The following is a 13533-nucleotide window of genomic DNA, read 5'->3' on the forward strand; positions in this document are numbered from 1 at the left end:
GAAAAGGCTGACTAATGTCTCAGGAAACAGCTTCCTTCGGCTGGCAAACTTCCTTTTTAGGTTTGCCTTTGATAATCGTCAGAATCAGGGCGAATACCACAAAACCACTTGAAATCTGGAACAAGGTTCCCAGATCAACATATTGCGCCAGAACCCCGAAAAACAGTCCGCTTAAACCAATCCCAAGGTCAATGGATGAAAAGAACATCCCATTGGCCACTCCACGACGGTTTGGCGGTGTCATCGATAACGTCCATGATTGCAGGGTTGGAATCAATGAACCGAATCCAATCCCAAACAATACGCCGGCAAAAGCAATCATCATATTGGAGTGAGCAAATGAAAGTACCCACATGCCAGCAAACGTAATACTGATCGTTAAAATAACAAGCCCGACAGGTCCTTTTTGGTCAAACCATTTTCCGGCTACCGGACGTGATAATGAAGCAAGAATCGCATTGCACAGATAGAATAAGAAGATTTGATCAATCCCGCGTTCCTCGCCAAATATAACGATGAAGGTAACAATCGTTCCATATCCGAGGTTGATCAGCAATGTCAGCATCGCTGGGAACCATCCTGACTTTTCAACAAGCGAACCAAGATAAGAGAATTTTAAATCTTCCTTGTTCGTGTTCAGAACCTGTTCAGGTGTTTGATAATGAACGGTTCCGAGCAGCACAAGGGCAATGACACCAAGTGCACCAGAAATGTAAATCAGATTGTCAAATGACGTTACTTGAAATAAGAATATCCCAAGGCTCGGCGCAATGATCATCCCGATCGTGATGGATAGGCCGTAATATCCCATCCCTTCTCCAAGCCTGGAGTTCGGAATCACATCTACCGCTGCCGTGCCGTTGACAGTCGTAGACCATCCCCAGGCTAATCCATGCAGCAGCCGGACAGCCAGGAAAATGATCACCACCTGTGACAGTGGATATAGGAATGTAATGAGCAACAGCATGACAGCTCCGATCAAAACGAGCGGCCTTCTGTGTTTATATTCAAGCATGAATCCAATGAACGGCCTGCTCAGCACGGCCCCAATTGAAAATAAGGCGGTAACCAGACCGATTTCCGTTCCATTCGCACCAATCGATTTTATATAAGGCGGCAATGTCGGTATGAGCATCTGGAAGGACATGAATACAAACAGGTTTCCGACCATCAGCTTTATGAATGAAGAGGTCCATAATGGCTCTTTTGTTTGTGACAAATTGTTTCTCCCCTTTACCTATTTCTGTGAACGGAGGCAGGCTAATTATTGAAATGCTTCTCCATTAAAAAAACAAAAAATCTTCCGCACGAGAAGATTTTTCATGTATTTCGCATTTCTAAATAGTAGCACATTCCACTACAATAATGAAGGGGGAAATTTGTTTTACAAAAGCTAAATTTGATTGTTCCTGTACTAACACAAAGTTTATCCGTAATCCTGTTGCCCTAAATGGTCTATTCGTCCAAACCTGATCAGAAAGAGCTTTTACTGAAGATATTTTGGATTGTCCTTGCTATGCGATTCATTCAATTCTTGAAAAATATCCGCCTTTGCAGGTTCCTGGTTGGCTTCCATCTTCATAACCATTGCTGGAAGGTAATCATTCAGGATTTTCCTGAACTCACCAACTGTCAATGGCTTCGCATCATCCGTGAGTTCATATCCAAGTTGGCCGTTCGGTTCAATCGTTGCGAATTTCACATCTTTCATTTTGGCAATCCCTTTATTCCTCAATCTCATCTCCAGTTGGTCGACCGTGAGTCGCATTTTTTTCATCATTTTCGTATTTAACTGGCCATTCTGGATAATGATCTTCGATTTTCCGGTGATGAATTTTTCAAAAGAATTAAACTTAAGCTCCAAATATTCAATAATGATAATAGCCGCAACAAAAATAGCTGCCCCCGCGATTGCCTTCCACATGCTTTTCTCTACTATAGGCTGGACGATGATGGTCCCAAGCGAGATCATCACTACTGTTTGTGCCAGTGTCATTTGCGAGATCGACTTCCTGCCCGCAATTCTTAACAATAAAATGCCTGAAAGGATCAAAAAAGTCGTTTTCCAAATAAAAGTGAAATCCATAAGCGCCTCCTAAAAAGTTGCTACCCTTAATTTTCTCCATAGAAGGCCATATTATGAGCAAAAACGGCACTCCAAGGGAATGCCGTCAGGATCATTATTAAAATGCTTGTTTCACCGGTTTTTCAATGACAATATTTGTTCTTGATACATTCACTGGATTGGCAATCGTATCATCTACAGGGCAGATTTTAGCAATGAAATCTGCAAGTGCCCTGATTTTCTCTTCTGGAGATGGTGATTTTATAAAGTAGGTATAACGAATATTCGAATAGCCGCGGCGTACATCGGATTTATTCATGAAACCATCGGTATCAAGATCACCTTCCAATTCAACGCGGAAGTCCTCGAGTTCCACCCCGAACTTGTGGCTGTATACACGCGCTACGATTGATTGACATGCCCCCAATGCACCAAGTAGCATTTCAACCGGATTCATCCCCTGGTTGGTCCCGCCTAAATTTTCAGGCTCATCGATCGTGATGTGAAAGCCCCTGGCCTGGACATCAACCTTTACCCCTTCCTGCAGTGACGCTGTGGCTTTAAAAATTTCTTTTGGCATGACATTCCCTCCTTTATATTTACATCTCCATTTTCCTCTTTCTTTAGCCGGTTTCCTTCTCAAAACAGCTAAAGACACAAAAGAGTCGAGAAGCTTTGAACAAATTGTGAAAAGGTGAACATTATCAGAATCAAAAAGTTTTCCCAACCTGTTTAAGGTTTCTTGCTAACTTGGGCTGGTTAAATTTAAATGTACGAATTTTCAAAATCAAAGGAGGACCTATGAAGAAGTTTAGTGTCATTGCACTCGCACTCATGTTATTCAGTTTGGTTTTATCCCCCTCATTCTCCAGCCCAAAGGCATCCTTGCTTACAGCAGAACTGGACCCAAAGGTCGAACGCCTGCTGGCCAATCCTTTGAGCAATGAAGAAGTTGAACTCATCATTACTTATAAAGACATGCCAGTACTCTCGGATATCAAGCTTTTGAAATTATTAGGTTTCCAAGTGAATCCCTTCAGCGAACTTCCGATTGTAGCGGTTAAAGGGAAGATTGGTCTTGTCAATGAATTGCTCCTTACAGCAACCAATATTCTCTCAATTTATGCGAATGATGATCTGCAATATTTCCTTCGAGACAGCAGGGCACTCATCGGCACAGAAGCTGTTTGGAATGACCTTGGTTTTACTGGAAAAGGAGTTACTGTAGCGGTAATCGACAGTGGCATTGATGCTACCCATCCAGATTTGCAGTATGGTGAAAAGGTCGTCCAGAATGTAAAATTCGTTGTCGGAGACCTTTTTTGGCAATCAGCCTCTTTACCTTGAGAACCAGCTGAACACAGACACCACCTCTGGCCATGGCACCCATGTTGCTGGAACGATTGCGGGAAGCGGGACCTCTAGCGACGGCCTGTATAAAGGAATTGCACCCGATGCAAAATTAGTCGGTCTTGGTGTTGGCGAAGCCATCAACATCCTTTGGTCACTGGAGGCTTTTGATTATGCCATCAAGAATCAAGAAAAGTACGGAATCGACATCATCAGCAACAGCTGGGGCTCAACCGGGGAATACTCTCCTGACCATCCGATCAATGTCGCTTCCAAAAAAGCGCATGACGCAGGTATGACCGTTGTGTTTGCCGCTGGGAATGAAGGTCCAGAAGATAATACGCTAAACCCATACTCTGCGGCTCCCTGGGTCATCAGTGTGGCGGCTGGAACAAAGGATAAACAACTAGCCGACTTCTCATCACGCGGTGTTGCAGGAGATGAATTCCTGCATCCTGATATCACGGCTCCAGGTGTAGATATCGTGGCAACCCGTTCTTCCACTGGACTTGTCATGAATCTATTAGGTACCGTAACCGATGTTTCATATATTGAAGCGACTCACCTGCCTTTCTATACAACTTCAAGCGGCACAAGCATGGCCGCACCCCACATATCGGGTGTCGTTGCCTTGATGAAGGAAGCAAACCCTGCTCTCGGCCCGGATCAGGCACTTGAACTGATGGTCCAAACAGCTGACCCGATGCCTGATTACCAGCCGCATGAAGCTGGCGCAGGCTATGTGAACGCTTATGAAGCAGTCCAGGCAGCTCTCATCAAGTAAAAGTTACTGCTCTAACAAGTAATGAAAAAAATAAATCCGACTCCTCCTCGATACCGGGGAGGAGTTTTTCATCTGGCGAATTCCAGTTATGCAGGCACCTCTTGTATTTCTGGCCAAGATAGGTTAGGTTTAAGGAAAACCTGAATATTCAGAAAGGGGATGCTTTGGATGCTTGATTGCCAGGATGAGGTTTTATTTTATACAAAACAGCTTGTGAACATCGGGAGCATTGTCAATACAAATGGAGAGAACGAAATTGCCCAGGCACTTTATACGATGATTTCATCGTTTCCTTATTTTATAGTGAATCCAACCCACGTCATCAAACCGCAAACTCAGAATGATGTGCTTGAACGGTATAATGTACTGGCTTTTGTAAAAGGAACAAAGGGCAGCAGCAATCGGACCGTCATTCTGATGGGACATCTGGATACGGTCGGGATTGATGATTTCACACAGCTTGCCGGCCTTGCGTTCAATCCTGATGAACTTCTTGTAGAGCTTAAAAAAGAAAAATTGCCTACTCATGTCAAGGAGCAAGCAGAATCAGGCGATTGGATGTTTGGCCGCGGGGTGCTGGATATGAAAAGCGGGGTTGCCTCCAATCTTTATCTGTTGAAGTATTATTCAGAGCATCCGGATGAACTCGAGGGAAATCTTGTCTTCTTGGCAGAATGTGATGAGGAAGACAGTTCATACGGCATCCTTTCAGCAGTAAAAGACTTGAACGCCTGGAAGGAAGAGCATGACTTTGAGTATATTGCCCTGATTAACAGTGATTTCGTTTCACCAAGGTTTCCCGGTGACAGGAATCGCTATATTTATAAGGGAACGGTCGGGAAGCTTTTGCCTTCATTTTTTATAACGGGGGCCGAAACCCATGTTGGGTCAGCGTTCGAAGGCCTGGATCCAAATCTGATCGCTGCTGAATTGACCAGGCAAATCGACTATAATCCTGAACTCTGCAATGAGGCTTTCGGGGAAACAACCATGCCGCCAGTCTCATTGAAGCAGACGGACCTTAAGCCCAACTACACCGTGCAAACGGCGCTGGCCGCTTATGTATATTACAATTTTTTCATTCATTCCTGGACACCAAAGGATGTTCTTGAAAAATTGAAGGAACAGGCCAGCATTGCTTTTGCAAATGGCTTAGAGCTGTACGAGGAACGCTACAAGCATTTCTGTAAAATGAGCGGCGAGCCTTGCAGGGAACTACAATGGCAGCCGCGGGTGATGACATTTGAAGAGATGGAAAATGAACTGATCAAGATGCATGGTTCTGAATACACAGCCCATATGGTGGAGTTCAAGGAAAACCTGCTACTGGATGCGACACTTGACCTGAGGATGTACGCTGCAAGAGTTGTTGAGGAAGCATGGAAGTGGATGCCAGATCAGAGTCCGGCAATCATCGTCTTCTACTCCTCGCTTTATTCGCCAAGAATTGAAGTCAATGGTAAGACCGAGGATGAACGAAATTTGATTGAAGCCCTGGATGCGGCTGTTAAGATTGTTCAGCCTGAATATGACGAATCCATCGTTGTCCGCAATTTCTTTCCTTATATATCCGATATGAGCTTTGTCGCCTTGAGTGATGATGACGAAGCATTGGATGCTGCATCCCGCAATAACCCAAGCTGGGGAACGAAATTTTTTGTGGACTACCAGGAAATTCGTGAACTGAATGTCCCAGTCGTTAACATCGGGCCATACGGGCTGGATGCCCATAAACGCTATGAACGGATGGAAATAGACTATTCTGTCAGAATCGTCCCTAATCTCACCAATGAGGTCATCAAGAATCTATTGGCAAAATAATTTGCAGGTGCCTTGTTCCGGCACCTTTTTTGTATAAACATAGCCGAACACCTCTTGTTTTTCAGCTTTTTTCTTATTACTATATAGTTCAGTGGAAATATATTATAGTAATCATTAAAATAAACATAAGAGACTGAACAAAGGAAAGGCTGATTTAATTGGAAGAAAACTCGAATTTTATAAAAACGATCATTAAGGAAGATTTGGAGAGCGGCAAGCGTGATACAGTCGTGACCCGATTCCCTCCAGAACCAAACGGATACCTACATATCGGTCATGCAAAATCGATCGTCATCAACTTCGGGCTCGCAGATGAGTTCGGCGGCAAGACAAACCTCCGTTTTGATGACACGAATCCGCTGAAAGAAGATCAGGAGTACGTGGATGCCATCAAGGAAGACGTCGAATGGCTTGGTTATGAATGGGAAGGCTTGTTCTTTGCATCTAACTATTTCGATGAAATGTACGACCGTGCTGTCCTTTTGATCAAAAAAGGATTGGCATATGTCGATGATTTATCGGCAGATGAAATCAGAGAATATCGCGGCACCCTGTCTGAGCCTGGCAAGGAAAGCCCCTACCGCAATCGTTCGGTTGAAGAGAACCTTGAACTGTTCGAACGCATGAAGAATGGCGAATTTGCCAATGGGGAGAAAGTATTGCGCGCAAAGATTGATATGTCTTCACCAAATATCAATCTTCGTGACCCGGTCATCTACCGAATTTCGCATGCTACACACCATAACACTGGTGATAAGTGGTGCATCTATCCGATGTACGCGTTTGCCCATCCGATTGAGGATGCAATCGAAGGCGTTACCCACAGCTTGTGCACAACCGAGTTCGAAGACCAGCGTCCTCTATACGATTGGGTTGTACGTGAAACCGAAATGGAAGCAACTCCGCAGCAAATCGAGTTTGGCCGCCTGAACCTGACAAACACAGTCATGAGCAAGCGCAAACTGAAGCAGCTTGTTGAAGAAAAGTATGTCGATGGCTGGGACGACCCACGCCTGCCAACAATCTCCGGTTTGAGAAGACGCGGCTTCACGCCAGAAGCAATCCGTGAATTCGTAAAAGCAGCTGGCGTTTCAAAAGGATATTCAACCGTTGATGCACAGATGCTTGAGCATTTTGTCCGTGAAGACCTTAAGCTGAAGGCCCCGCGTACGATGGGTGTGCTTCGTCCATTGAAAATTGTCATCACGAACTATCCTGAAGGCGAAGTCGAATGGCTTGATGCAGAAATCAATCCTGAAAACCCGGAAATGGGCACACGCAAAATTCCATTCTCCCGCGAGATTTATGTTGAGCAGGACGACTTCATGGAAAATCCTCCAGCGAAGTACTTCCGTCTCTTCCCTGGCAATGAAGTCCGTTTGAAGCACGCTTACTTCATTAAGTGCAATGACGTAGTTAAAGATGAAAATGGTGAAGTGGTTGAGCTTCACTGCACATATGATGTAGAAACAAAGAGCGGATCTGGCTTTACTGGCCGCAAAGTAAAAGGAACTCTTCACTGGGTTGACGCAACACATGCGCTTCCTGCAGAATTCCGCCTGTATGAGCCGCTGATTCTTGACGATGAAGAAGAAAGCGCAGACGAAGCCGAGAACAAATCCTTCCTGGATCAGGTAAATGAAAAATCCCTGGAAATCCTGAACGGATTTATCGAGCCAAACATGAAGGACGCCCAGCCGCAGGACAAATTCCAGTTCTTCCGCCACGGCTACTTCAACGTCGATCCGAAACACACGACAGAAGACAAGAAAGTCTTCAACCGGATTGTATCGCTTAAGAGCTCGTTTAAGCTTTAAAAATATGTAGATAATGGCCTCCCCGGGTGCGTGTTTGATTCGGGGAGGTTTTTTATGGTTAAAATTGATGGAGGATGGCGACAAGCCGGCCTAGTGGTGGATTTTCTACCGAAGATCTTAGGAAAACGGTTGGATTTTGACAACTTTAACCTGTTTGCCTTCGTACCTGTCAAAATAACGACGGGTTCTTGACAGCTTTTCTCTACTTCACCTCAGACCTGTCAAAATAACGACCGATTCTTGACAGCTTTCTCCTGCTTCTCTTCTAACCTGTCAAAATAACGGCGGGTTCTTGACAGCTTTTCTCTACTTCACCTCAAACCTGTCAAAATTACGGCTGTTTCTTGACAGCTTTACCGTACTTCCCCTCGAACCTGTCAAAATAACGACGGGTTCTTGACAGCTTTTCTCTACTTCACCTCGAACCTGTCAAAATAACGACCGATTCTTGACAGCTTTTCTCTACTTCACCTCAAACCTGTCAAAATTACGGCTGTTTCTTGACAGCTTTACCGTACTTCCCCTCAAACCTGTCAAAATTACGGCTGTTTCTTGACAGCTTTACCGTACTTCCCCTCAAACCTGTCAAAATAACGGCGGGTTCTTGACAGCTTTTCTCTACTTCACCTCAGACCTGTCAAAATAACGACCGATTCTTGACAGCTTTTCTCTACTTCACCTCAGACCTGTCAAAATAACGACTGATTCTTGACAGCTTTCTCCTGCTTCTCTTCTAACCTGTCAAAATAACGACTGATTCTTGACAGCTTTCTCCTGCTTCTCTTCTAACCTGTCAAAATAACGACTGATTCTTGACAGCTTTCATATGTTACACTTCAAACCTGTCAAGATAACAACGGATTCTTGACAGCTTTCTCCTATTACACTTTAAACCTGTCAAAATAACGGAAAATTAATACCAGGTTCTTGCTTCACCCTTCAGAGTTGATCGAGACAGCCTTTCTCTTTTTAAAGGAAATCTGCTTTTAATCTAGAATATAATTAAGCAACCAATTTTTCAGAGGTGGGTATTATGGAAATTCGACGATTAAATGGCGGGGATGCAGAGAGTTATCGAGCCCTTCGTCATGAGGCCTTGCTAAAGAATCCCGAGGCGTTCGGTTCTAGTTATGAAGATGAAAAAGGTAACGAAGCTTCACATTACAGGCAAAGGCTTGATAATAAATTAACTTATACATTTGGCGCTTTTGAGGAAGGTCAGCTGGTTGGGGTCGTTACCCTCGTTCCAGAGGGAAAAGTTAAGCTGAAGCACCGGGCCAATATTTTTGCCATGTATGTGACCTCCTCACAGAGAGGCAGAGGTATTGGCAAGGCACTTGTAAAAACAGCCATTCAACAGGCGCAAGAGTTAAACAGTGTTGAACAGATCCATTTGACAGTTACCTCAAGCAATGAACCGGCAAAAAAACTTTATGCTTTCCTTGGTTTCAAAGCATATGGAGTCGAAAAGAACGCCCTGCGGATTGATGGGACATATTATGATGAAGATTTAATGGTGTTATTTTTATAGAAGGCCAATCTTGGCCTTTTTTTCATGTTTATTTTTCGCTAAAAAAGGAAGTAGGTAAAGGATGAGGTTTTTACTGAAAGGAGAATGCTCATGTTTTTAGATGCTTATGTTAACCAGAAGGTTCAGGTTAAACTGAAAAATTTCCCCGAAAATATGATTGGCGAAATTACCGGAATCTTTCAGCCAGATGAATGGTACCTGGTAAAACTGGTCCATGCCGAGAGTATGGGGATTTGGGTTGAAAACCCTTGCTATAAACGAACGCCAGTCCAGAAGGAAGATGGCACGGTGATTCCTACCGAAGATCAGGTCGAAGAAACCTGCACCACGCATATGTTCCTTCGCTGGGAGTACATTGCATCCATAATTACCTTTCCTGATTCCGATCCCAAGGCTGACAAAAAAGCCAAGCTTATTGGGTTCCAGCCAGATATTGATTAGAAAAAACAAAAACGCTGCCGAAAATCCGGCAGCGTTTCTTCATTTTTACTTAAAGATTAACACTTTACCCACTGTGCCGTCAGCGCTTTGACCTACTACACGGAATTTCAAGCCGTAAGTAGACACGTTGCGGCCAGCGTCAACCATTCCAGGATTGCTGTAATCTGCGCTATCATCAAATAGTGGATTACGCTTCGTATAGTTGTCCTTCATTGTAAACTGACCTGGATAGTTCAAGAACATCTTTTCGGACTTTTCAAGTCCAAATGCAGCATCGTGTACTTGATATCGAGTAGAAGCTACAGCTCCATCACTCCAATAATTAGTATGCTGGTCTGCATCCACAACTCCCAGATAACCGTCTCCAGGGTGTACACCTGTCCAGTTGTTGTCATAAGATTCATCAACATACCATACGACTAAACCTGGATCGTAAGACATAATTGAAGCTCCACGACGAATATTTTTCAAGCCTTCATCGACGCCATTATGTGATCTCCACTCAAGAAGATAATAATGATCAGTGGTATACTTTCCATCATGCTTTTCAAACCCATTTAATGAAAATTCAGCTTCTCCTTCAGCACCATCAGAGAAAACTTCATTTCCATCTGCCGTTACCTTGATGTTATCAGCAAAGAATCCATCTAAATTAGATCCCCAGTCTGTCATGTAACGTAGTTGAAGCTGGATTTCCTGGCCCGCAAACTTACTTAAATCAATTGTTTCGTGTACCCAGCCATCACTTGATCCAGTATAGCCAGGAAGATTTTCTTTAATTGCTGGATATCCATTTGGATCCAATGTAGATGTAGTTCGACCGCTCGATAAAGACTCCCATGTTTCCCCACCATCAGTCGATACTTGAACCATGGCATAATCCCAATCTTTCTCTATATTGTACCAAGCATCAAAATCAAGAGTTGCAGCATTGGCACCAGTTAAATCGATCGTAGCGAACATCTTGTGATCAACTTCATCACCTTTGCCACCATAGTATTCAAATGATCCTTCTGCAGGTTTGTTCAATACGTTCACTTTATCAGGAAGGTTTACTCTTACTGCATCGTTATTAGTTCCCTTAGTAACACCTTCGTCAAGTAAAATATTTGTGCCTGCACTTGTAATATCTTCAGAGTTCAATGTTGTCCCACTTAACCAATTACCACCATGCCATTCCTGAAGTTTTTCCTTTGCATATGGGCTGAATCCTGGAGGCTCTGTCCCACCAATCTTGCCTGCCCAGCTGCCGCTTGCCATAACTGACCAGTAAGCAACAGCCTCACCGGCACCAGTGTACTGAGTATCATATTCATCCGGCAGTCCTAAATCATGGCCGAATTCGTGAATGAAGACGCCAGCTGCTCCATCTTCCGGTTCGATGGTGTAATCATACGCGCCTAATGCACCCCCAAAACGATCACTATTGGAAGATCCGCCTGGAACACCAACTAATCCACCAAGATTCCAACGATGTGACCAGATTGCATCCCCACCAAGTGAGCCGCCACCTGCTTCTTCACCGACACCTGAATGAATGACCATTAAGTGGTCAATGATACCATCTGGTTCGTTGTAAACACCGTCTCCATCATAGTCGTCGCGATCCCATACGTCATATTCACTCAAGTCAACATTAGGATCTTGGCCAGCTTTTTTAAGTGCTTCATAAACTAACGTACGTGGACGGGCATCACTGCCATCTGGAGCCGGGTAATTACCGCCATAATATGCTGCCGGATGATCAGCTGTGTACCACCCAGCCACTTCACCATCAACTGTATAGCTGCCACCTGATTGTTGTTCATAATACTGTTTCATAGAGACGAATTTCTCACCATTTGGACCTTCGTATCCATCTTTACCAAACACCATACTTTGGAAATGATCATCAGAATAATCTTTGTAGTAAAAACCTGTTTCTTCTGGTGTTATAGAATTATGTTTATAGTCTGGAAAGTCGATTTTAAGGATAAGAACCTTATCTGATCGAACTTCACCGTTGTAACCCTCTTTTTCAACACTATCCACAGTATTCTTCTTAGCCTGTCCGAGTTTATTTCCTTTGCCTTTAGTCAGGCTATCGCTATTTGGTTTTTCCGTACCTTTTTTAAGCTGTCCAAGAGATTCAGGCAATTTATCCTTGGTTTTACCAGCGTTAGCTGCCTTTTCTTTCAAATACTTCTGCAATCCCTTTTCCGCCTCAGCAGGAGTTGCATCCTTCGCAATCTTTCCTTCTTTCTTCAACATTTCTATCAATCTCTCATCGTTTGCGATGCCTAAATCGATTGGTGCTCCTCCGTTGGCCTGGTAGCCTGGTTTTTCAACCGCTTTGACTGTAGCTGGTCCAGCAGACGCGAATGACAGAGTGCTTGCAAGCATTGCAGTCATCGTAATGCTTGATAGGACCTTTAGACCTAAATTTTTCTTCAAATTCCTACCCCTCTCCTTAAATGGATTTCAGAATATTTAGTGCAATACTATTTTAGCAAGTAAACTTTCAATTTACAATATTTTAAATTATCAAATCATTCAACTTTTTTCGCGCAAACTTTCCATATAACTACTAAAATCCTCATATAATAGTCCTATAATTCGACATTATAAATTTTAGACTTACGAAACTATTTAATTTTTAAAATAATTTGTATAATGAAGAAAAAGAACTATTATTCTTGGAGGTCTCCCTATGATAAAAGTTGGAATCATTGGCCTTGGTGCAATTGGCCAGCGTTTGATAAAAGGGTTTCAGGAGCACGCTGAAACTGAAATTGCGGTGGTGTGCGACACGTTGGAAGAAAGGGCAAATGAGGTTGCGGCGGAGTTGGGCGATGTACCGGCATTCACGAACCATAAAGAAATGCTTGTAAAGACTGATTTGGACCTGGTGTATGTTGCGGTGCCTCCGAAATTTCACCATGCCGTTGCGTCAGATGTAATTCAAAAAGGGATACATATTTTGTGTGAGAAACCGCTGGCCAATTCGGCAGAGGAAGCTGAGAGTCTATTAAAACAGGCACAGGGTGCGGGTATCGTCCATGCAATGAATTTCCCGCTGAATTACAGTGCCGGCAGCAGGACTTTTGAAAAGTTAATCAAGGAAAACTACGTGGGAAAACTGAGAAGAGTTCAACTGAAGATGCACTTTCCTGAATGGCCGCGCCCGTGGCAGCAGAATGCCTGGGTTGCAAGCAAGGAGCAGGGCGGCTATGTACTTGAGGTGGGCGTCCATTTCATCCAGCAAGTGCAGAAGATTTTTGGCGCAGTCGCAGTAAAGAATGTCCAATTACAATTTCCTGAAGACCCAAAGGCTAGTGAGATTGGAATTTTAGCTATCCTGGAATTAGCTGACGGGACTCCAGTGCTGATTGATGGCATGAGCCAAATCGCCGGCAAGGAGGAAATTACCTTTACGGCTTCCGGCAGTGAAGGAACGTTATCATTGCTGAACTGGGGGCAGCTGGAGGGCGGCAAGCTTGGCGAAGAGATTCTGGCTTTGCAAGCTGATGATTCCCTGACAGATTCATTGATTGATCACCTTATAAAAGCTGTAAAAGGTGATGATGCTACGATCATTGATTTTGCTGCAGGGTATGATACACAGGTCGTATTGGAGCAACTGCGGAAAGGCTGAGAGCGCGATTGCCGCGCTCTCTTTTTTTTTAGGCTCTTTTCTCAAACTTTGTTGCTATTGACTACTAAATTGGATTGAATGACCTAGTTT

Annotated in this window: 12 protein-coding genes; 8 read left to right on the forward strand and 4 right to left on the reverse strand. The window is 43.8% G+C overall.

Translation table 11 applies throughout. From position 1 onward, the window contains the following. Positions 1–19 precede the first annotated feature (19 nt). From FS736_RS04035 to FS736_RS04045, 3 genes are all read right to left on the reverse strand, one after another. A complete protein-coding gene (locus tag FS736_RS04035) occupies positions 20–1171 on the reverse strand; it encodes an MFS transporter (protein ID WP_144475526.1) in 1152 nt (383 codons plus the stop codon). Between the two features lie 315 nt (positions 1172–1486). Beyond that, positions 1487–2086 (reverse strand): DUF421 domain-containing protein, encoded by a 600-nt coding sequence (locus FS736_RS04040; protein WP_144475093.1) that lies wholly within the window; start codon positions 2084–2086, stop codon positions 1487–1489. Positions 2087–2183: 97 nt separating this feature from the next. Beyond that, complete coding sequence (locus tag FS736_RS04045) at positions 2184–2645, reverse strand: OsmC family protein (RefSeq protein ID WP_144475094.1); 462 nt, start codon at positions 2643–2645, stop codon at positions 2184–2186. Between the two features lie 221 nt (positions 2646–2866). Here FS736_RS04045 and FS736_RS04050 point away from each other — a divergent pair, with 221 nt between their 5' ends. The 7 genes from FS736_RS04050 to FS736_RS04075 all read left to right on the forward strand — a co-directional run bounded on the left by FS736_RS04050 (position 2867) and on the right by FS736_RS04075 (position 9809). Continuing rightward, the gene (locus FS736_RS04050; RefSeq protein WP_144475095.1) at positions 2867–3412 is read left to right on the forward strand and encodes a S8/S53 family peptidase; all 546 of its coding nucleotides are present in this window, start codon (positions 2867–2869) and stop codon (positions 3410–3412) included. Beyond that, positions 3372–4199 carry a S8 family serine peptidase gene (locus FS736_RS04055; RefSeq protein WP_144475096.1) on the forward strand — a complete coding sequence of 276 codons (828 nt, stop codon included), beginning with the start codon at positions 3372–3374 and terminating at the stop codon, positions 4197–4199. Before FS736_RS04050 ends, FS736_RS04055 begins: the two co-directional genes overlap by 41 nt. Positions 4200–4367: 168 nt before the next feature. Next, positions 4368–6020, forward strand: a complete 1653-nt coding sequence (locus FS736_RS04060) for a M20/M25/M40 family metallo-hydrolase (RefSeq protein ID WP_144475097.1) — start codon at positions 4368–4370, stop codon at positions 6018–6020. Between the two features lie 158 nt (positions 6021–6178). Then, complete coding sequence (locus FS736_RS04065; RefSeq protein WP_144475098.1) at positions 6179–7837, forward strand: glutamine--tRNA ligase/YqeY domain fusion protein; 1659 nt, start codon at positions 6179–6181, stop codon at positions 7835–7837. 54 nt (positions 7838–7891) lie between these two features. Next, the gene (locus FS736_RS24125) at positions 7892–8029 is read left to right on the forward strand and encodes a hypothetical protein (RefSeq protein WP_186326649.1); all 138 of its coding nucleotides are present in this window, start codon (positions 7892–7894) and stop codon (positions 8027–8029) included. An 841-nt stretch (positions 8030–8870) separates the two neighbouring features. Further along, the gene (locus FS736_RS04070) at positions 8871–9368 is read left to right on the forward strand and encodes a GNAT family N-acetyltransferase (RefSeq protein ID WP_144475099.1); all 498 of its coding nucleotides are present in this window, start codon (positions 8871–8873) and stop codon (positions 9366–9368) included. Between the two features lie 90 nt (positions 9369–9458). Then, positions 9459–9809, forward strand: coding sequence for a hypothetical protein (locus tag FS736_RS04075; protein WP_144475100.1), 351 nt, complete (start codon positions 9459–9461; stop codon positions 9807–9809). 45 nt (positions 9810–9854) lie between these two features. Here FS736_RS04075 and FS736_RS04080 read toward each other — a convergent pair whose 3' ends face one another. Next, the gene (locus FS736_RS04080; RefSeq protein WP_144475527.1) at positions 9855–12200 is read right to left on the reverse strand and encodes an immune inhibitor A domain-containing protein; all 2346 of its coding nucleotides are present in this window, start codon (positions 12198–12200) and stop codon (positions 9855–9857) included. Positions 12201–12498: 298 nt separating this feature from the next. On the opposite strand from FS736_RS04080, the gene FS736_RS04085 reads away from it, so the two are divergent. Beyond that, positions 12499–13443, forward strand: a complete 945-nt coding sequence (locus tag FS736_RS04085; protein ID WP_144475101.1) for a Gfo/Idh/MocA family protein — start codon at positions 12499–12501, stop codon at positions 13441–13443. Positions 13444–13533 lie beyond the last annotated feature (90 nt).

This window comes from Cytobacillus oceanisediminis 2691 (genome assembly GCF_007678455.1).
Lineage (GTDB): Bacteria > Bacillota > Bacilli > Bacillales > Cytobacillaceae > Mesobacillus > Mesobacillus oceanisediminis_A.

Coding starts and splice junctions, on each gene's coding strand:
- FS736_RS04075 (WP_144475100.1), top strand. CDS start 9,459: ATGTTTTTAGATGCTTATGTTAACCAGAAGGTTCAGGTTAAACTGAAA.
- FS736_RS04070 (WP_144475099.1), top strand. CDS start 8,871: ATGGAAATTCGACGATTAAATGGCGGGGATGCAGAGAGTTATCGAGCC.
- FS736_RS04080 (WP_144475527.1), bottom strand. CDS start 12,200: ATGACTGCAATGCTTGCAAGCACTCTGTCATTCGCGTCTGCTGGACCA.
- FS736_RS04040 (WP_144475093.1), bottom strand. CDS start 2,086: ATGGATTTCACTTTTATTTGGAAAACGACTTTTTTGATCCTTTCAGGC.
- FS736_RS04035 (WP_144475526.1), bottom strand. CDS start 1,171: ATGGTCGGAAACCTGTTTGTATTCATGTCCTTCCAGATGCTCATACCG.
- FS736_RS04060 (WP_144475097.1), top strand. CDS start 4,368: ATGCTTGATTGCCAGGATGAGGTTTTATTTTATACAAAACAGCTTGTG.
- FS736_RS04050 (WP_144475095.1), top strand. CDS start 2,867: ATGAAGAAGTTTAGTGTCATTGCACTCGCACTCATGTTATTCAGTTTG.
- FS736_RS24125 (WP_186326649.1), top strand. CDS start 7,892: ATGGTTAAAATTGATGGAGGATGGCGACAAGCCGGCCTAGTGGTGGAT.
- FS736_RS04085 (WP_144475101.1), top strand. CDS start 12,499: ATGATAAAAGTTGGAATCATTGGCCTTGGTGCAATTGGCCAGCGTTTG.
- FS736_RS04045 (WP_144475094.1), bottom strand. CDS start 2,645: ATGCCAAAAGAAATTTTTAAAGCCACAGCGTCACTGCAGGAAGGGGTA.